Below are 19527 nucleotides of genomic sequence, written 5' to 3' on the forward strand. Positions count from 1 at the left end.
CCGGACTTGATCCGAGGTCCATGAATGCTCAGGCAAGATGTGCAGGAAAGGCCTGATGGATCCCGGACCAAGCCTGTCCTGAGCCTGTCGAAGGGTCCGGGATGACGAGAGGGAGAATGGAAGGTCCGCGACCTTTTCCACGCTCGCGCGTAGAACATGGCTATGACCGGCAAATTCAACCGCCCCGCCCTTGTCTGCAACAGCCAGAGCGGCAGCCACGACGAGACCATCCTCGAACAGATCATCGAAACCTGCCGCGAATTGGGAGCACCGCTCGCCGCGACCTTCACGCTGCCCGACAACGAGATTCCCGACGCGACCGAATTGAAGCTGCAACGCATCGACTTGCTGCTCGTCTGGACCGGCGACGGAACGATCAATGCCGCCGCGACGAAGGCGGCGGGCTGGGACGGCGCGATCCTGCCGCTGCCCGGCGGCACGCTCAACCTGCTCTCAAAGGCGCTGCACGGCGACCGGCCGGTGCCCGAGATATTGGCGGACGCGCTGCAGGGAAAGGGCCGGCGACGACCGATACCGACGATCCGGTCGGATGCCGGCGAAGCCTTTATCACCGTCGTCGCGGGGCCCGCGACCCAATGGGCCGAGGTGCGCGAGACGATGCGGCAGGACGGGTTGATCGAGGCGAGCCGCGCGGCGCCCGATGCGCTCGACACGATGATGAACGCCCCGGGCGTCCGTATCGCGGGGCACGGGCAGGCCTATCCCGCCGTCATCTTGACCCCGACATCCGGGGGTATCCGCGCCGACGGGATATTGACCGACGGCACGGGCGACGTGCTGCGCCACGGCTTGGCCTGGCTCGGCGGCGATTTCCGCGACGGGCCGAGCGAGGAAATCGCGATGGGTGAGACGATCATCCTCGAAAGCGATGCCGCGATCAGCCTCGAATATGATGGCGAACTGGGCGAGGTGCGCTCGCCTGCGCGTTTCGGGCTGGGAGCGAGCGCGGTGGATTTCCTCGCGACCGCATGACCCGGCTCTTTCATATCAGCGACCTGCATTTCGGGCTCGAGGATCGCGCCGCGCTCGGCTGGTTCGAGACATGCGTGCGCCGCGAGGGGCCCGACGCGGTGCTGATCACCGGTGACCTCACGATGCGCGCGCGGAGCCACGAGTTCGCGGCGGCGTGCGACTGGATCGGCGCGCTCGACGTGCCGGTGACGGTCGAGGTCGGCAATCACGATCTTCCCTATTTCAACCCGGTCGCGCGCTTCTTCTATCCCTATCGCCGCATCCGCGGGATCGAGCGGCTCGTCGAACGTGAGCTCGATCTCGCGGGGGTCGCGATCGTCCCGCTCAAGACCACCGCGCGCGCGCAGTGGCGGCTCGACTGGTCGAAGGGCTGGGTGACCGAAAAGGCGCTCGCGAAGACGCTCGCCGCGATCGCCGCGCTGCCGGCCGGGACGACGACGCTCATCACCGCGCATCATCCGCTGGTCGAGGCCGGCACGCGCGGCCGCGCGCTGACCCGCGGCGGCGCGCGCGCGCTGACGGAGCTTGCGGCGCACGGTGTCGCGGCGGTGCTCACCGGCCATGTCCATGACGCGTTCGACCTGATCGAACGGACCGCGGCGGGTCCGATCCGCATGATCGGCGCGGGCACGCTGTCGCAGCGGATCCGGTCGACCCCGCCAAGCTTCAACGAACTGCGCATCGAAAATGGCGCGATCGATGTGCGCGTCCGCAATATTGAAGCAGTGCCGACGCCCGACATGCAGATCACCGACGTGCCCCCCGACGCGCTGCCGCCGCGCGCACCGGACGAGCCCGTCGCGCCGATCCACGCCGTTCCATCGGTCGATCCGCCGGTGCATTGACGCCGCTCCCCATCCCGTTACGTTGCAACAAAAAACGCAAAATGGGATGAGACACGATGCTGACCAAGGGCGATGATTTCCCGCTGCACCAGAGCGCCGAGCCGATTGCCTTCGCGGGCACCGACCGCAATTTCTATGATCGCTATTTCTTCAACGGCTATTCGCCCGACGGGTCGGTCTTCTTCGCCGCCGCGATGGGCTTTTACCCGCAGCTCGGTATCGTCGATGCGGCCTTCTGCGTGCTGGTCGATGGGGTGCAGCATAACCTCCGCGCCAGCCGGCGTTCGGCGGGCGAACGGCTCGACCTCGCGGTCGGTCCGATCGCGATCACGATCGACGCGCCACTCGAGGTGGTCACGTTGCGCATCACGCCCAACGACGGCCCGCTCGCCGCGGTGCTGACCTTCACCGGCCGCCATTTCCCGATCGAGGAACCGCGCTTCACCCGCCGCAATGGCACGCGCCTGTTCATGGATTACACGCGCATGACGCAGAACGGCCATTGGTCGGGCTGGCTGGCGGTCGACGGGGCACGCGTGCCTATCGACAATGACTGGGCGGGAACGCGCGACCGCAGCTGGGGCATCCGCCCCGTCGGCGCCGCCGAACCACAGCCGCCGCCGCAGGGCAATTTCCACCAGTTCTTCTGGCTGTGGACGCCGTGTAATTTCGCCGATCGCTCGCTCTTCTTTCACAGCAACGATGATGGCGAGGGGACGCCATGGAACCGCCGCGCCGTACTCGTCGGTGCCAATGGCGGCGAGCGCCACTATGCCGACCCCGGTTTCGCCGCCGAATGGCAGCCCGGCATGCGGCGCCTGACCCGCCTGACCGCCGATTTCGATGCCAGCACCCGCCTGGCGCTGACCCCGAGCGGGCCACTCTTCGCGATGAGCGGCCTCGGCTACACCCACCCTGTCTGGGGGCATGGCTTCGACCATGGCGAACTGGAGGTCGCACACGACAGCCTGCCCGAAGCCGAACGCGCATGGGGCAATCCGCTCGCGATGCACGTCCAGGCGCTGGTCCATGCCGAGCTGACCGACGGTGACCGCAGCGAGCGCGGCGTCGGCGTGCTCGAACAATTGTTCGTTGGCCCGCACGCACCCACCGGCCTGACCGGCCTGATGGATCCCGTTGCATGAGCTTCCCGACCTCGCCCGAGGCGATGGACGCCGAATGGCTCGCCACGGTGCTCGGTCATCGGGGAAAACTCAGCGGCTTCGCCGCAGCCAAGGTCGGCACCGGACAGATGTGCGACAGCTATCGCCTGACGCTCGATTGGAAGGATGGCGCGGGCGGCCCCGCGACCGTCATCGCCAAATGCCCGAGCCACGACGAGGCGAGCCGCAATATCGCCAAGCTCACCGGCACTTATGTCAAGGAAATCAGCTGGTATCGCGAGCTTGCCGCCGCGAGCGGCGTTCCCGCGCCCTTGTGCCACCATTGCGACATCGCCGACGACGACATCGACTTCATCCTGATCCTGTCGGACCTTGCCCCCGCACGGCCGGGCGACCAGCTTGCCGGTATCGGCCTCGCCGGGCTTGCCCCCTGCATCGAAGCCGCCGCAAAACTCCACGCCCATTTGTGGGACGATGCACGGCTCACGCAGATGCCCTGGCTCGCACGCGACAATGGCGATCTGATCCGCGCGCTCTTCCCCCAGCTCTACCTCGGCTTTCGTGAGCGTTATGCCGGCCGTCTCGCGCCCGAACTGCTCGACGTCGGCGCCGGAATCGTCGACCGGCTCGACGCCTTTCTGACGCGCGAGCCCGCGGTGCGGACGCTTGTCCACGGCGACCTCCGCATCGACAACATCCTCTTTGCACCGGGCGGCGATGCCTGCTGGCTCGTCGACTGGCAGACGCTGGGGCGCGGCAGCGGCGCCGCCGACCTCGCCTATCTGGTCGGCACCAGCATCGCCGACCCGTCCGAGCGCGCCGCCGCCGACCGGCCCGCCTTCGACCATTGGATCGCGGCGCTGAAAGAGGGCGGGATCGACCCCGACGCGCATGCGCTGTGGGACGATTATCGCGTCGGTGCCCTCAGCGGCTATTTCATGGCCGTCTTCGCGTCGATGAATGTCGAACGCACGACGCGCGGCGACGAGATGTTCGCGGTGATGGCCGAGCGGCCGGCGCGGCAGGCGCTGATGCTGGGGAGCCTCGACCTGCTCTGATAAAAAGGGGCGGCCCGTCGCCGGACCGCCCCTCCCCTTTTTGCAAGCCTTCGATTAAAAGCGGAAGGTTACCGATCCGCGATAGCTCTGGTTCGACACATCCTTGCGCCCGATCGTCGTATCGGCGCCGATCGACAGGTCAACGTTGCCCGTCGTGATCGTGATACCGCCACCGACTTCGAACCAATCCTTGTCGGTTCCGGCGAGGCCGAAGATCGCGTTGGGCCCGGGGCCACCGACGAACGTCGCCCCGAAGGACGCCGGCGCGTTCATGAATTCATGGACATAGTCGGCGCTGAGATGCGGCTGGAAGCGGCTCCCGCGCTTGCCCGACAGCGCGAGGCCGGCGCGGCCCTGGACGCTGTTGAAGCTCGAACGGTCGAGGCGCAACGCCGGGCCGCCGCCATTTTCCTTGATGTCGGAGAAGCCGATATGGCTGGCCCGCGCCGCAACGCGCGGCCCGAATTCGACTGCCCCGAGATCGAAGTCCTTGCCCAGGCTGACTTCGCCGGTGAAGATCAGCGACGTATCGTCGCCGGTCAGCGTGAACGGCGTGCCGACGAGGTCGGCAATTCGCGTCGTGCGCGAATCGAACGCGCCGGCGCTAAGCTGCGTCGACAGTTCGATTCCGCCGCCGATCGCGGCCTTGCCATAGAGCGTTCCCTGATAGAGGTTCCCGCTGGCGTCCTGGCCCGCGATCGCCGTGTTGCCCTCAACGTCGGTGTAGCTGAGCGAGAGGCCGATAACACCGCCTTCGCCGAGCGCCTTTTCGATCCCGCCCGCGAGGTAGAAACCGTCGAACTGGTCACGCCCGCCGGGCGGAACCGCGCTCGCCATCGGACGGCTGTCACCATCGAGGTAACCGCCGGCGAGGAAGGCGCTGGTGTCGTCGGGGAGACGGCCCTGCTGCACCGTTACCGCGTCGCTGTCGCTACGCACCGCCATCGAGTCGACACCGGCCGCGGTCATGTTGAGCTGCGCGAGCTGCACCGGCCGGCCGATCATCGAGAGCGTGCCGCCCATGTCGCCGCCGTCGAGACGGAGCAGGCGGTCGCGGTGAAAGCGCGACATATTGTCGGCGGCGACCGTCGCCAGCGATCCGCGCAGCGTTTCGGTCCGCGGCGCCCAGCTTTCGAGCACGGCCCGGATCGTCGCGGCATTCTGCAAATCGAGCGGGCCATAGACGCCCGCGAGCCCCGCATTGCCGCGCGACTGGTCGAGCAACTGCGCATAGGCGCCCTGCACCGCCGTCGGGGCGATAACGTTGCGGTACAGACCGGCCTGGATCTCGACCGTCACATTGTTCGGACCATAGGTCAGCCGGGGCGTCAGGATCGCCGAAATGGCCGTTGCCGATCCGAACGTGCCGGTCACGCCGCCCGCCGCGGTCAGGAAGGTGTAGCGATTGCCCGCCGTCACCTGGTATCCCGCCACCGGCGAGAAGCTGACCGAACCGCCCAGGGTCGCCGAACCCGTCGACGTGCCGTTCGCCACCACCGCCAGCACGTCCGACGTGCCGTTCGGGCCGAAGTTGATGAACAGATTGTTGCCCGACGACAGGACGAGGTTGCCGCCCACCGTCAGCGTGCCGATCGTGGTCGGCGTTCCGGGCGCGATCTGGCCCAGCACGCTGGTCAGGAACGGCGCGTTGATGCGGCCCGACCCCATCAGCCCGCCGCCGAACAGGCTGTAATCGCCCACCGAACTGAGCGTCCCGTTGACGGTCACCATGCCCGCGAGCTGGTTCACGTTGATCAACGAGGACAGCGACGCGCCCGAATCGATCTGGAGCGCCGCGCCCGCCGTGCCGATCGTCAGCCGGTCGACCGTCACATTCGCGCCCGACAGCGTCGTCAGGCCGGTCGCGCTGAGCGTCACGTCGAAATAGCGCGGTGCCGTGCCGGCGGTGCGGACGGGAGCGACGTTGTTCGGCACGAAGTTTGTCGCGCCGGGCAGGCCGTTGGCCAGCGTGGCGGCCGGCAAGGGCGCCGCCGCCGCTTGCGCTTCGGGTTGCGCATCGGGGATCAGCCCGTCGCGCGTCGCGGTCGCGCCCGCCGCAATATCCGCGATCGACGCCGAGCCGGCATTGTCGTCCGAGGTCCCGATCGGCCGGTTCTCGACCACCTCGATACCCGTGCGCGTGTCGAGACAGTCGCTGACGCCCCCGCTCTGGAAGCATATCTGGCCGAAATCGCCCGACGTGCCGGTTTTCTGTTCGCCGGTCAGGGTCGGAATGCCGTTCACCAGCTGGCCGTTCGACAGGATCATGTACGAAGGGTCGATGGTCGAAACCCAATGATTGGGATCGGTCCACGCCCCGTTGCCTGCCTTGGCTGACACATAATGATAGGGATTGTTCGCCGCGATCCAGTCCCAATAGAGATAAGCCGGCTGGTAGAAGGATACGGTGCCATAACCGTTCGCCGGCTGGCCGGCGAAGAAGCGGGTGTAACCGCCCGAAAGGACACCGAGCACCACCTGACGCGAGAAATTCTGCAGGATCAGCGGCCCGCCCGAATCGCCCTGCGAGGTGATGCCTTCGAGCGATGCGCCGTTCGGATTGGGACGCGCATTGTCACGGAAAGCGTTGAAGTCGAACGGGCTCGCGCCGGTCATGCCGCGGCGCGGGTCGTCGAAGTCGAGGAAATAGAGATTCTGCGTCAGCCCGCTTGGCGCACCGCCAAACAGAAAGCCCTCGAACGTCTGGATATCGGTGAGCGCGCCAAGGATATTTTCGGCCGAGCGCCGGCGGAAATCGCTGCCCGTCGCGCCGCTCGTTCCGGTCCCCGTGTTGCCATAGCCGACCATCCCGACATTATAGCCGGTGCCCGCCGCGGTGATCGCGCCGGGCGCAGACAATGGCGAGAAGAGCAGCGCCCAGGTCGGAATATTCGCGGCCGGCGTATCGAGCGAGGCCATGGCGACGTCGCCGTAAAGGAAGCTCCTTGCCACGGGCTCGAGCGAGAACGGGTTATAGGTGACCCAGTTGGCGTTGTAGAAAGCCTGCGCCGTGTTGGTTTGGTATTTTCCGGCACCACCGGCGCCGCCGAGCAGCCAGCGTACCAGTTCGTCGGTCTGGCCGGCCGCATTGGCCCGGGTGTTCGTTTCGAAGCCGAAGCCGATCGCCGTGCCGCCCGAATTGGCACCATAGTCGGTCGCGGCGCGGCCATTCACGCAGTGCGCGGCGAGGATCACGGTGCGCGGGTTGATCAGCGTGGCGGTGCACAGGCCGACGAAACCGCCGCCCTGGTCGATGACCATCTGGCTGATGCCGGTAATGTTCACGGGATCGCGCGCGGTGACCGGCGTGCCCGGATTGGCAATCAGGATGTCGGGTTCGGGCGTGATCTTCTCGATCTTCGGTCCGGGCACCATCGAGACAAGGCCGGTGTAGGGCTCGGGATCGGTCGCCGTCGCATGACCGCTCTGCGGATCGGGGCGGATATCGGCGATAAAGTCGGCGGCGGCGGCGGGCGCGACGCCGACATCCTGTGCGAACGCCGGCGCGACCTGGATCAGGCCGATGGCGCATACCGACGCCAACAGGCCTCCGCGGCGCACGCGCCGCGAAATAAGACGAGATTTCATAGACTACCCCCGTAGTAAGAGCGCGCCTTATCCGGGTCGTGGACTCGGCACATGGGGGCAGCTTAACCACGCGAAAAAATTAAACAATATCTGGTTACCGGCCATCAACCATTTACGACAAACCGGATTTTGGACGGAATCGCGCACGAAAAAGGGCGGCCCGTTGCCGGACCGCCCTTCCCTTCTCCGTCCGTCGACGGAAAAACTGATTAGCGCTTCGAGAACTGGAAGCTGCGGCGGGCCTTGGCCTTGCCGTACTTCTTACGCTCGACGGCGCGGCTGTCGCGCGTCAGGAAGCCGGCCGACTTCACGACGCCGCGCAGCGCGGGTTCGAAACGGGTCAGTGCCTGCGAGATACCGTGAAGCACGGCGCCCGCCTGGCCCGACAGGCCGCCGCCCTTGACGGTGGCGATCACGTCATACTGGCCAACGCGTTCGGTCAGACCGAAGGGCTGGTTGATGACGAGGCGCAGCGTCGGACGCGCGAAATAGATTTCCTGGTCGCGGCCGTTGACGGTGATCTTGCCCGTGCCGGGCTTGACCCACACGCGGGCGACGGCGTCCTTGCGGCGGCCGGTCGCATAGGCGCGGCCCTGCTTGTCGACGATCTTTTCGCGCAGCGGCGTGGTCGAGACTGCGGGAGCGACGGTGCCTTCGACGGCGCCGGCGAGGTCCTTGAGATCGGTCATGGTCTGTTCGTCAGCCATTATGCACCCACCTTGTTCTTGCGGTTCATCGACGCGACGTCGATCACTTCGGGGCTCTGCCCTTCATGCGGATGTTCGCTACCTGCGAAGATGCGCAGGTTGCGCATCTGCTGGCGGCCGAGCGGGCCGCGCGGGATCATGCGTTCGACGGCCTTTTCGAGCACGCGCTCGGGAAAACGGCCTTCGAGGATTTTCGCGGGGCTCGTTTCCTTGATGCCGCCGGCGTAGCCGGTGTGCTTGTAGTAACGCTTGTCCTGCAGCTTCTTGCCCGTGAACGCCACCTTTTCGGCATTGATGACGATGACATTGTCACCGCAATCGACGTGCGGGGTAAAGCTCGGCTTGTGCTTGCCGCGCAGGATATTGGCGATAATCGATGCAACGCGGCCCACAACGAGGCCCTCGGCGTCGATCAGCACCCATTTCTTTTCGACCGTCGCGGCGTTCGCCGATACAGTCGTCTTGGTCAGCGCCTTCATCATGGCGACCTCCTTGACAGATATGGACTAGGACGAGCAGCCGTGCCGCCGCCCGAAAACAAACCGCGCCGCCTGATCCCCATGGGACGCAGCGGCGCTTCGGAGCGGGCCAATGACGCCAACCAAGCGGAAAGTCAAGCATAGAGCGGCTTTGCTGACAGGTATTATAATACCGCTAGCTCTAAGAAGCGGGCTCCAATGCACGAACCCGCTCCTCGACAAGGGTCCGGCCGTCGCCATCGGCTTCGACGATCCAGCTCTGCCGCTGCTCGCGCACAACGAGGCCGGTGGCGGTGTCGACGGTCCACAGATTGTCAATTTCCAGCGGCTGCGCGCTTCCCCTGATGGCTGCCGAATCGCGCTCGACCTCGGCGAAGGTCTGCAGCGCGCCGCTGTGCGTCATCGACACGCTGGTGCCTTCGGCCTGCGCCCCCGCCCTCATCGCGCCATTCGCCGGCGCGATGAGGGCGCGGATGTCGGCGGTCGCGAGCCGGTCGCGACCGGCGGCGGGAAGCGCAGCGACCAATTGCGCCATCTGCCGGCCTTCGGGTCGGCCGCTTGCCGCGGCCACCGCCTCGGCGCGCGCGGTCACCCGCTCCCACAATCCCTCGGGATCGACAAGGTCGATACGGCTGCCGTCGGGCGCGACGAGATAAGCCATTTCTTCGCCGACCAGCGGCTCGAGCATCAGCGTCAGCGCGCGCTTCACCTGCCGCGGCGCGTCGGAATCGATCCGCTGCAACACCGCCTCCAGCCGGTAACCGCGCCCAAGGCGCCGCCATTGCAGCGCATAGACGAGCGAGAAGCTGACAAGCGATCCGTCGCGGCCGATGCGGCGCGTCGTTACGCGGTAGGTCATCGGTCGGTCGACCGGCGGCGCGAAGCTCTGCGCTGCCGCCGCTTCCGGTGCCTGCAGCGCCGGCGCGGGTTGGGGCGCGAGGAGCAGCAGCGCCAGCGCGCCGCCCCACAGGCCGCCTGTCTTCATACGCGCGCGCTGCCCAGCCGGTGCAGCCCCGCCGCCGTCGCCCCGACGAGCATCGCGCCGACGGCCTGGTGCGCAACCGCAATCCACATGGATACGCCGGTGATCACGGTGAGGATGCCGAGCGCCATCTGGGCCACAACGATCACGACGAGCGCGCTGGCGTGCTTCTCTCCGCGCCGTGCGAGCGTGCGCGCGAGCAGCAGGAGCGCCCCCGCCGCAACCCACGACCACCAGCGGTGGAGGAAATGGATCAGGAAGGGATCGTTGGTCAGCGCCATCCACGCGCCGCCGCTCCAGTCGATCCCGTCGGGAAAGAAGCGGTCGTTCATCGCCGGCCATGTGTTCGCGACCTGCCCGGCATTGAGACCCGCTACCCACGCGCCGAGCAGCAGCTGGATCAGGAGGATCGCGATCACCGCGACCGACGGCCCCGTGAGCCGCGCCGACCGCGCGGCGGGATCGCGCGCCAGCGCCCACAGGTCGCGCGCGGTCCATATGAGGCCCGCGAGCAGGAACAACGCGGTCAGCAAATGGGTGGCGAGGCGGAAATGGCTGACGTCGGTGCGATATTCGAGCCCCGAGGCGACCATCCACCAGCCGATCGCGCCCTGTAGCCCGACCAGCGCGGCGAGGGCGAGCAGGCGCCAGCCGTATCCAGCGGGGATCGCGCGGCGCCAGGCGAACCAGATAAGCGGGACGACCAGCGCCATGCCGACCACGCGGCCGAGAATGCGGTGCAGCCATTCCCAGAAGAAGATCGCCTTGAACCCCGCGAGCGTCATGCCGGCGTTGATTTCCCTATATTCGGGGATTTGCTTGTATTTCTCAAACTCGGCGACCCACGCCGCTTCGCTGAGCGGCGGCAGCACGCCCGACACCGGCTTCCATTCGGTGATCGAGAGGCCCGATTCGGTGAGGCGGGTGATGCCGCCGACCGCGACCACCGCGATCACCAGCCATGCGACGGCCCATAGCCAGCGCGCGAGCGCCGCGGGACGCGGCCCGGCGACCGGGCTCGAGGCGGCGAAATTGAGGGATGTTTCGGCCATTGCCGCCCTATCGTCGCTTGACCCGCGATAGGCAAGGGGGCCCGGACGGCGCGTCCGGCAAAATTCATGGCCGCGACAGGACGGGCTTGGTAACAGACCCGCCATGCGAGGTCTTGCCGCCATCATCCTGGCCGTCATCGTCGCGGCCCTTTCGGCGCCGGCGGCGGCGAATAGCGCGCCATCGGCCTATTATGCCGGCCTGGCGCAGCAGGAAACGCGGCTCGCCGCGGCTGCGTATCGACTGACAACCGCGAGCGCCGGCTGGTGTCCCCAGACCGCGCCGCAGCCCGGCTGGATCCTTGGCGACCTGCGCCGGTTCGAGCCGCAAGACCGCCCCGCGGCCGCGCAGGCATATGGCGCAAGCGACGGCCCCTTTGTCGCCGCCGTCGCCCCGGGCTCCCCGGCCGACCGCGCGGGACTGACAAGCGGGACCCGGATCGCGGCGATCAATGGTGTGGCGGTGCCCACATATAGCGACGAGCCGACGATCCGGATCGACGCGATCATCGTGACGCTGAACGCCCTCGATCCGGCGGCCGCCTGGACGGTGACCGATGCCGACGGCCGCGTTCATCGCATTGCCCCGGCGCCGGGTTGCGCCAGTGCGTTCCGGGTCGAACTGGGAGGAGCGCAGGCGGCAGCCAACGGCATGCTCGTGCGCGTGACGCTGGACCTCGCGCAGTCGGTCGCCGACGATGAAGAGCTGGCGGCGGTTGTGGCGCATGAGCTGGCCCATAACATCCTGCGCCATCGAGACCGGCTGGGGAGCAACCGGTCGGCCGCGCGCATCCGGCAAACCGAGTTCGAGGCCGACCGGCTGTCGGTGTGGCTGATGGCCGGCGCTGGCTACGACCCCGCCGCCGCGATCCGTTTCTGGAACCGCCACAAACGCCCGCTGATCCGCGACGCATCGCACCCGCCGCGCAGCGAGCGTATCGCCGCCATCGAGGCGGAAATGGCGGCGATGCAGACGGCGCGCGCCGCCAACCCCGCCGCACGGCCCGCGTGGAGCGACGCGCCGCCGCCCTTGGAATGAAGCGGCGCGCATCCTATTTTGGGGCTCTTCCCCTTTTTCCCCAGCAAGGACCGACGCCATGACCCGTGAGACCGCCATTTTCGCCGGAGGCTGCTTCTGGTGCACCGAAGCCGTGTTCGAGTCGCTGAGCGGGGTCGAGAGCGTCGAGAGCGGCTATATCGGCGGCCATGTCGCAGATCCGACCTACAAGCAGGTCTGCGGCGGCGACACCGGCCATGCCGAGGCGATCCGCATCACCTTCGATCCTGCGGTTATCGGGTATGACGACCTGCTCGACGTCCATTTCGCGACGCACGATCCGACAACGCTCAACCGCCAGGGAGGCGACATCGGCACCCAGTATCGCAGCGCGCTTTTCCCGCTTGATGCCGCGCAGAGCGACGCCGCGCGCGCCGGGATCGAACGGGCGGCCGCCGATTGGCCTGCGCCGATCGTCACCACGATCGAGGCCGCGTCCGACTGGTATCCGGCCGAGGATTATCACCAGGCCTATTGGGAGGGCGAGGGTCAGCGCAACCCGTATTGCATGGCGGTCATCCCGCCGAAACTGGCAAAGCTGCGCAAGGGATTCAGCGATCGTTTGCGCGTCTGATTTCCTTCAATCGTCATCCCGGCGAAAGCCGGGATCTCCACGGGGCGTCATGTCGCAATGGCGAGATCCCGGCTTTCGCCGGGTTGACGTATTTATGCGAATAGACACACGTCGGCGGGTTCCCACCGACTGTTGCCATATGGCTACATGACGTCACTTTTCATTGACTTTCCAATTGTTTTGACTAGCGGACGCCCCCTTGCTGGGGCAGAACAAGCCCGGGCGCAATTGGGGGTCGCTGCAAGGTGCTGGCATCGCTGTTTCTGATCGGCGCGTCGTTCACGACGCCCCAGATGTCGGTTCAGGCCGCGAGCCAGACGATTGTCGAGGACAGCGCCGACGGGATGGCCCGCGCGGTCAACCGGATGGTCGGCGGCATCGTCAGCTATGCCCGCTGGCCGGGCGGCGCGGCCGGATCGGTGCGCGTCATGTGCCTGATCGGAGCCCCGCGCCTGACCGATCGCATGGCGCCCGTTGTTCCGGGCGCCGGGTCGGTCATGGTTCGCCGCATGAGCGCGGAGGCCGCGATCAGCCGTAGCGATTGCGACATATTGTTCCTTGGCCGGATGCCGGTCGCCGACCGCCAACAGCTGATCGGATGGGTGCGCGGGCGCCCCGTCCTGACGATCACCGACGACGACCCCGCCTGCATCTATGGCGCGATGTTCTGCCTGCACAGCAGGGCGATGAAGCTCAGCTTTTCGGTCAATCTCGACGCGATCGGCCGCGGCCCGCTGCGGATCGATCCCCGGGTGCTGCGGATCGGCGGCGGCGGCGGGGGAGGCGCATCATGACCGGCCCCAACCGCCCCCCCAACCACCCCATCGAACGGATCGGCGCGCGCACGACGCTGCAAAAACTGCTGTCGCGCTTTCATTTCGGCATCACGCTGTTCGCGGTCGCGCTTTCGGGCCTGACCATCCTGCTCGCCGGGGTGACCGCGCTGCGCGGCTATGCCGACCGCAATATGGAACTGGCGGCGCAGCTCGGTGCCTATGGCGTCGAACCCGCGCTGGTGTTCAACGATCCGCAAGCGGTCCGCGAAGGGCTCGAGCCGCTGACCCGCATTCCCGGAATCGCGCGGCTCAGGGTGCTCGACGATGTCGGAAAGCCGCTGACCCAGTGGACATCGCCCGCCGCCGACCCGGCGCCGCTGCTCACCCGCCTCTTCTTCCCCCGCCCTTTCGCGGTGACCGTCGAGCGCAACGGATCGGCCATCGGGACGATCGAAGTGTGGGGCGATAGTTCGACTTTGATCGACTATGTTCGCATCGGCCTGCTCGCGGGGCTCGGCTGCCTGCTCATCACCGCGTTCGGAACCATCTTCCTCGCGCGGCGGTTCGAATATGAACTGGTCAAACCTTTGAACGAGATTGCGACCGTGGCCCATGACGTGCGCCTGCATCGCCGCTTCGACAAGCGGGTCCAAGCCCTCGGCATCGCCGAGCTCGACCGGCTGGGCGGCGATATCAATGCGCTGCTCGACGAGCTCCAGGGCTGGCAGGGTCATATGGAAAGCGAACACGCGATGCTCGCTCACCGCGCCTCGCACGACACGCTGACCGCGATGCCGAACCGCGCCGCCTTCGACGAACAGCTGACATTGCGCATCCAGGCGGCGGAAACGCGCGGCGGCCGCTTTGCCCTGCTGTTCATCGACGCCGACAATTTCAAGGCGGCGAACGACAATTTCGGCCATGCCGCGGGCGATGCGGTGCTCGTCGCGCTGTCGGCGCGCATCAAGGAAACGCTGCGCAAGGGCGATTTCGCCGCGCGCATCGGCGGCGACGAATTTGTCGTCATCATCGACCCGCTCGACAGCGAAGCCCGTCCCGATGCCCTCGCAAGCCGGATCCGCGGCGGCGTTGCCGAGCCGATCCTTCTGCCCAGCGGTGAAACCTATCGCGCCGCGGTCAGCGTCGGGGTCGCCATTTTTCCCGACGACGGCAACGACGCGACCGCCCTCCTCACTGCCGCCGACGCCGCCATGTATGCCGACAAACTCACGAACCGTTCCAGATGATGACCAGCGGAGAGACGCCGTGACCCTTACCCTCCCCCACAATATCCGCCTCTTTCTCGTCGCCGCGCTCGCGGCGCTGCTCGCGGCTTGCCAGAGCGTCCCCCCGCCGACGGGATTCAGCCCGGCACAGATCGCGCTGCTCCAGTCGCAAGGCTTCGTCGAGACCGGGCCCGGCTGGGAGCTGAGCATGCCCGAACGGCTGCTTTTTCCATCCAACGAGAGCAGCCTGCCGGCCGATCAGCAAAGCCGGATCGGCGATATTGCGGCCAAGCTCGTCTCGGTCGGCATCACGACCGCGCGGGTCGAAGGCCACACCGATTCGACCGGTACGTCGGCCTATAATCTGACGCTGTCACAGGCGCGCGCGCAAGCGGTCGCGGCGCCGATGCAGACGAGCGGCATGCAATTCACCGCCGACCAGATCATCGGCCGCGGTGAAACCCTGCCCCTGTCGAGCAACGGGACCGCCGAGGGACGCCAGGACAATCGCCGCGTCGTCGTGATCGTCACCCCGCAGTAACGCGGCCAGCGACATCGCCGCCGCGCTTTTCTTGTCCTGAGTTCGCGGCTAAGCCTCGCGCATGAAACCGATCCGCAAAGCCGTCTTCCCCGTTGCCGGCCTCGGCACCCGCTTCCTTCCCGCGACCAAGGCGATCCCCAAGGAAATGCTGCCGATCGTCGACCGGCCGCTGATCCAATATGCGGTCGACGAGGCGCGCGAGGCGGGGATCGAGCAGATGATCTTCGTCACCGGCCGCGGCAAGAGCGCGATCGAGGATCATTTCGACGTCGCCTTCGAACTCGAAAAGACGATGTCCGAACGCGGCAAGGACCTGTCGGTACTCGAACCGACGCGGCTTGGCCCCGGCGCCTGCGCCTATGTTCGCCAGCAGGAACCGCTCGGGCTTGGCCATGCGATCTGGTGCGCGCGCGACATCGTCGGCGACGAGCCCTTCGCGATCTTCCTGCCCGACGAATTCATGCACGGATCGCCCGGCTGCATGAAACAGATGGTCGACGCCTACGCACGCGTCGGCGGCAATCTGATCTCGGTCCTCGAAGTGCCGCGCGAACAGGTGTCGAGCTATGGCGTCATCGCACCCGGAGCGCGCGACGGCACGCTGACCGAGGTGAAGGGCCTTGTCGAAAAACCCGCGGCCGGCGACGCCCCGTCGAACCTGATCATTTCGGGCCGCTATATCCTGCAGCCCGAAGTGATGCGCGTGCTCGAGCGCCAGGAAAAGGGCGCGGGCGGCGAAATCCAGCTGACCGACGCGATGGCGACGATGATCGGCAACCAGGCTTTCCACGCCGTGACCTTCGACGGCGCGCGGTACGACTGTGGGTCGAAAGCCGGATATATCCAGGCGAACCTGGCGGTTGCGCTCGGAAGGCCCGACATGGCCGATGAAGTCCGCGCCTTTGCGGTCGACCTGCTGAAATAGGACCGGCGGAGGCTCTCGCCCCCGCCAGACCCGGGATTATTCGCCCTTGATATTCGGTTTGGGGAACGTGTCGGCCCCCAGCGTTTTGTAGAGCAGGCCGCCGATCAGTCCGCCGACAATCGGGGCAACCCAGAACAGCCACAATTGCTGCAGGGCGAGTCCGCCAACGACGAGCGCCGGGCCGGTGCTGCGCGCCGGATTAACCGAGGTATTGGTCACAGGGATCGAGATCAGATGGATCAAGGTCAGCGCAAGGCCGATCGCGATTGGTGCGAAGCCCGCGGGCGCACGGCCATCGGTCGATCCCATGATGATCCACAGGAAGAAGGCAGTCAGCAAGATCTCGATGATCAATGCCGACGTGATATCATAATTGCCCGGTGAACCGGCCTCATAGCCATTGGCGGCGAGGCCGTTTGCTATGTCAAAGGTCGGATTGCCCGCCGCCACATGATAGAGCAGGAACGCCGCGACGATCGCGCCGAGCACCTGCGCGATGACATAGAGCGGAATGTCGCGCGCATCGAAACGCCCACCCGCCCACAGCCCCACGGTGACCGCCGGATTGAGGTGACAGCCCGAAATATGGCCGATCGCATACGCCATGGTGACGACCGTCAAACCGAACGCCAGCGAGACGCCGAGCAATCCGATGCCGACATCGGGGAATGCCGCAGCAAGCACCGCGCTGCCGCAACCGCCAAAGACAAGCCAGAACGTGCCGATGAACTCGGCAAGACCCTTTTGCATATTGGTCATGGTGACCCTCCTCCCCACCGGCGGTCATGGACGCCCCCGGCGCGAGCGGCATCCTATCAGCCCTGAAATTTCGGGCAAGCCCTTGTCTAAGCGCGGCAAAATCAGGCCACGGCAACCGCTTCGACGAAATTGCGCGCGCGCTGATGCAGCGACAGCGCCGCCTCGGTCAGCCCCGCCGACAATTGGCCCAGCGCCTGCGCGCCATCGCCGACCGCGGTCGCGCCGTGCCCGATCTCGCGGACGCGGACGTCGATCTCGCGGCCGGCGGACACCGCCTGTTCGACATAGCTCGCGATCATCAGCGTCGTCGCGCTCTGTCCGTCAACCGCGCTGTCGATCGCGTCGGAGAAGCCGTTGTTCGCGTCGATCGCCTTTTCGACCTCGCCAAAGCCCGCGGCAACCTGCCCGACGATGTCGCGGATCCTGTCGACATATTGGGTGATGTCGCCCGCGGCGGACCGCGTCTGGCTGGCCAGCGACTTCACTTCCGACGCCACGACGGCAAAGCCGCGGCCTGCATCGCCTGCCCGCGCCGCCTCGATCCCCGCGTTGAGCGCGAGCATGTTGGTGCGGCTCGCCATGTCGATGATCAGCGCGAGCATATGTTCGATCGACTGGCTGGCGGCCTTCAGCGCGGTCGCCCGTTCGCTCGCCTGCTGGACCTTGATATAGGCGTCGCCGCGCACGGCGCGCGCGCGCGAACCATCGTCGACGATCCTGGTCATCGTCGCGGCCAGCATATGCCCGCGGTCGCCGAGTTCCTGCAGCCCCGCCAGTGTCTGCGCCGTCGCCCCCGCGACCGTCACCGCATCGCGGCCCGTCTGCAGCGCGCGTTCGGACAAGGTGCCCGCGACCGCCTCGACCTTGCGCGCCATCTCCGACAGCGCGGCGGTGAGCGCGGTGATGTCGTGCTGGAACTGCCGCCCGGCGTCGTCGACCTTGGTTGCGCGCGCCGCGCGTTCCTGCGCCAGCTCGACCTCGCGCAGCATCGCCAATTTGGCGAGCTGGCCGCTGTCGAGCGTTTCGACAAAGCGGCCGCGATCGACGAGGATGAGTTCTTCCTGTCCCGACGACCCCGCCGCGATGCGCAGCAGGTCGGTCGTCGATCGCGCGACATCGGCGGTCGGGCAAGGCTCGATCATCGACGCGATCGAACCCCCGATCGTCGGATTCTGCATCAGCGAAAACCAGAAAGGACAGAACAGCAGTTCGCGTACGCGCTGCTCGCGGACGATGCCGACCGGCCGGCTTTCGCTGTCGAGCACCGCCAACGCGCGCAGCTGTGGATTGCCGCGGAACAGGTCGATGACCTGCGACAGGTGCGCGTCGGCACCGATCGCGGCCGCATGGCCCGACGATGGCGAAAGGGCATGGTCTATGACGGTCATTCGGCTCTCTTCGCGCTGCGGTCCCTTGTTCGCGCCTCGACCTAAGCCGTGCTGGTAAACACGGCTTTAACCATTTATTTCAGTGATGTGACATGCCGGCAGCGCGCGTGGGCGATCCATCGCAATATCCTGTTCAGATCGCGCCGGGTATGCGATGGGGCGCGTGTCGCGAGGAGAAGAGAAATGCGCGTGATAATTTTTGCGGTGCTGGCCGCGCCCCTGCTCGCCGGCTGCATCAGCGCGGTAAAGACGGTCGTGACCGCGCCCGTGAAAGCCGTCGGCCAGGTCGCCGACTGGTCGACGACCAGCCAGGACGAATCCGACCGCAACCGTGGCCGCGAAATGCGCAAGCGCGAGGAACAAATGGGCAAACTGTCGCGCCAGCGCGACAAGGCGGCGGAAAAGTGCCGCGACGGCAATGCCGAACAATGCCAGCGCGCCGAGGTGCTGGAGCATGAGATCGAAGCAGTGATGGCTGCACCGCGTTAGCAGCGCGCGTTAGAATAAGTACCGTTCGCCCTGAGCTTGTCGAAAGGCCGTTCTCTCCTTCCACGTCGAAGAAAAGAACAGTGTTTCGACAAGCTCAGCACAAACGGATTCAGGTGATATTGAAGGGCGCAACGCTCTAGCTGGCTGCACCGGCGAAGAATTCACCTAACCCGCCGGCCCGTCCACACGACACGGCCGACCAGCTGCACCGATGTCATCGGCAGATCGTCCCAGCTGCGATAGTGCGGATTATCGCTGATCACCGAAATCCGCCCCTGCCCCGGCGCGCGCGCGACGCGTTTCACCATCAGCACATCGTCCATGCGCAGCACATAGATGCCGTCGCGCAGCCGCGCCGCGGCGTCGCCGCCGTCGACCAATATATCGTCGCCGTCGTCGAGCGTCGGCGCCATCGAATCGCCCTCGACGCGAATGATGCTGAGCGCGCGCGGATCGGCGCCAAGGTCGCGCAGCCATTTGGGGTCGAACGCGACCTCGCCCTCGATCGGCTCGGCATCGACGCTCGCGCCGGCGCCCGCCGAGGCGCCGATCGCCAGCTTGGGCACCAGGATCATCCCCGGCCCCCGAACCCGCGCCGGCGTCGCGACGCGCTGCACCGGCCCGCCGAGCATCGCTTCGGAGACGCCCAGATAGGCGGCGATGCGCGCGCGATCCTGTTCGGCCAGCCGCCGCGGCGATCCACGCTTGATATATTGCTGGATATAGGCGGGATTGCGCCCGATCACCTGCGAGATGCGGGCATAGTCTATGCCCCTTTCAGCCAGGAGGCGGTCGAGCGCGGCGCGCGGATCGTGGACTAAATCGGGCATAGGGGTCGCTAGGGGCTGGTCCTTCCTATTTCGCTTCTACCAAGCGGATTTTTCCTAGACAAGTAGGAAAATGAATATCAGATAGGAAATATCCTATCGGGTGAGTCGCCCGGTTTCAGCGCGGTCACGGAGGAAAA

At 66.5% G+C, this 19527-nt stretch carries 19 protein-coding genes; 11 read left to right on the top strand and 8 right to left on the bottom strand.

What is annotated here, in order from left to right; translation table 11 throughout:
- Positions 1-156: 156 nt before the first annotated feature.
- From V6M50_RS01830 to V6M50_RS01845, 4 genes are read left to right on the top strand one after another with little or no spacing between them, the layout of a single operon-like run.
- Positions 157-993, top strand: a complete 837-nt coding sequence (locus tag V6M50_RS01830) for a diacylglycerol/lipid kinase family protein (RefSeq protein ID WP_332816827.1) — start codon at positions 157-159, stop codon at positions 991-993.
- Positions 990-1838, top strand: coding sequence for a metallophosphoesterase family protein (locus V6M50_RS01835; protein ID WP_332816828.1), 849 nt, complete (start codon positions 990-992; stop codon positions 1836-1838). Before V6M50_RS01830 ends, V6M50_RS01835 begins: the two co-directional genes overlap by 4 nt.
- Before the next feature lie 56 nt (positions 1839-1894).
- Positions 1895-2983, top strand: a complete 1089-nt coding sequence (locus tag V6M50_RS01840; protein ID WP_332816829.1) for a hypothetical protein — start codon at positions 1895-1897, stop codon at positions 2981-2983.
- On the top strand, positions 2980-4020 hold the full coding sequence (locus tag V6M50_RS01845) for a phosphotransferase family protein (RefSeq protein ID WP_332816830.1): 1041 nt from the start codon (positions 2980-2982) through the stop codon (positions 4018-4020). The genes V6M50_RS01840 and V6M50_RS01845 overlap by 4 nt, the downstream gene beginning before the upstream one ends.
- A 54-nt stretch (positions 4021-4074) precedes the next feature.
- On the opposite strand, the gene V6M50_RS01850 is transcribed toward V6M50_RS01845, so the two are convergent.
- The 5 genes from V6M50_RS01850 to V6M50_RS01870 all read right to left on the bottom strand — a co-directional run bounded on the left by V6M50_RS01850 (position 4075) and on the right by V6M50_RS01870 (position 10828).
- Positions 4075-7608: an autotransporter domain-containing protein gene (locus tag V6M50_RS01850; protein WP_332816831.1), complete on the bottom strand. Its 3534-nt coding sequence runs from the start codon at positions 7606-7608 to the stop codon at positions 4075-4077.
- A 209-nt stretch (positions 7609-7817) separates the two neighbouring features.
- Positions 7818-8315 carry a 30S ribosomal protein S9 gene (gene rpsI, locus V6M50_RS01855; RefSeq protein WP_332816832.1) on the bottom strand — a complete coding sequence of 166 codons (498 nt, stop codon included), beginning with the start codon at positions 8313-8315 and terminating at the stop codon, positions 7818-7820.
- On the bottom strand, positions 8315-8794 hold the full coding sequence (gene rplM, locus V6M50_RS01860; protein ID WP_332816897.1) for a 50S ribosomal protein L13: 480 nt from the start codon (positions 8792-8794) through the stop codon (positions 8315-8317). Before rplM ends, rpsI begins: the two co-directional genes overlap by 1 nt.
- Before the next feature lie 181 nt (positions 8795-8975).
- Complete coding sequence (locus V6M50_RS01865; protein ID WP_332816833.1) at positions 8976-9779, bottom strand: hypothetical protein; 804 nt, start codon at positions 9777-9779, stop codon at positions 8976-8978.
- Positions 9776-10828: a COX15/CtaA family protein gene (locus V6M50_RS01870; protein WP_332816834.1), complete on the bottom strand. Its 1053-nt coding sequence runs from the start codon at positions 10826-10828 to the stop codon at positions 9776-9778. The genes V6M50_RS01865 and V6M50_RS01870 overlap by 4 nt, the downstream gene beginning before the upstream one ends.
- A gap of 103 nt (positions 10829-10931) precedes the next feature.
- Between V6M50_RS01870 and V6M50_RS01875 the strand changes: the two genes are divergently transcribed.
- From V6M50_RS01875 to galU, 6 genes are all read left to right on the top strand, one after another.
- Positions 10932-11864 (top strand): M48 family metalloprotease, encoded by a 933-nt coding sequence (locus V6M50_RS01875; RefSeq protein ID WP_332816835.1) that lies wholly within the window; start codon positions 10932-10934, stop codon positions 11862-11864.
- A 58-nt stretch (positions 11865-11922) separates the two neighbouring features.
- The gene (gene msrA / locus V6M50_RS01880; protein WP_332816836.1) at positions 11923-12456 is read left to right on the top strand and encodes a peptide-methionine (S)-S-oxide reductase MsrA; all 534 of its coding nucleotides are present in this window, start codon (positions 11923-11925) and stop codon (positions 12454-12456) included.
- A 245-nt stretch (positions 12457-12701) separates the two neighbouring features.
- Positions 12702-13250, top strand: a complete 549-nt coding sequence (locus V6M50_RS01885; protein WP_332816837.1) for a YfiR family protein — start codon at positions 12702-12704, stop codon at positions 13248-13250.
- A complete protein-coding gene (locus tag V6M50_RS01890) occupies positions 13247-14479 on the top strand; it encodes a diguanylate cyclase domain-containing protein (RefSeq protein WP_332816838.1) in 1233 nt (410 codons plus the stop codon). The genes V6M50_RS01885 and V6M50_RS01890 overlap by 4 nt, the downstream gene beginning before the upstream one ends.
- A gap of 19 nt (positions 14480-14498) precedes the next feature.
- Positions 14499-14999, top strand: coding sequence for an OmpA family protein (locus V6M50_RS01895; protein ID WP_332816839.1), 501 nt, complete (start codon positions 14499-14501; stop codon positions 14997-14999).
- 61 nt (positions 15000-15060) lie between these two features.
- On the top strand, positions 15061-15924 hold the full coding sequence (gene galU, locus V6M50_RS01900; protein ID WP_332816840.1) for a UTP--glucose-1-phosphate uridylyltransferase GalU: 864 nt from the start codon (positions 15061-15063) through the stop codon (positions 15922-15924).
- Positions 15925-15960: 36 nt separating this feature from the next.
- Here galU and aqpZ read toward each other — a convergent pair whose 3' ends face one another.
- Both aqpZ and V6M50_RS01910 read right to left on the bottom strand, forming a co-directional pair.
- Positions 15961-16683, bottom strand: a complete 723-nt coding sequence (aqpZ, locus tag V6M50_RS01905; RefSeq protein WP_332816841.1) for an aquaporin Z — start codon at positions 16681-16683, stop codon at positions 15961-15963.
- Between the two features lie 101 nt (positions 16684-16784).
- Complete coding sequence (locus V6M50_RS01910; RefSeq protein ID WP_332816842.1) at positions 16785-18071, bottom strand: methyl-accepting chemotaxis protein; 1287 nt, start codon at positions 18069-18071, stop codon at positions 16785-16787.
- Between the two features lie 183 nt (positions 18072-18254).
- On the opposite strand from V6M50_RS01910, the gene V6M50_RS01915 reads away from it, so the two are divergent.
- Positions 18255-18560 (top strand): hypothetical protein, encoded by a 306-nt coding sequence (locus tag V6M50_RS01915; RefSeq protein WP_332816843.1) that lies wholly within the window; start codon positions 18255-18257, stop codon positions 18558-18560.
- 161 nt (positions 18561-18721) lie between these two features.
- Here V6M50_RS01915 and V6M50_RS01920 read toward each other — a convergent pair whose 3' ends face one another.
- On the bottom strand, positions 18722-19390 hold the full coding sequence (locus V6M50_RS01920; RefSeq protein ID WP_332816844.1) for a S24 family peptidase: 669 nt from the start codon (positions 19388-19390) through the stop codon (positions 18722-18724).
- Positions 19391-19527: the final 137 nt, after the last annotated feature.

It is taken from the genome of Sphingopyxis sp. (assembly GCF_036675685.1).
Taxonomy (GTDB): domain Bacteria; phylum Pseudomonadota; class Alphaproteobacteria; order Sphingomonadales; family Sphingomonadaceae; genus Sphingopyxis.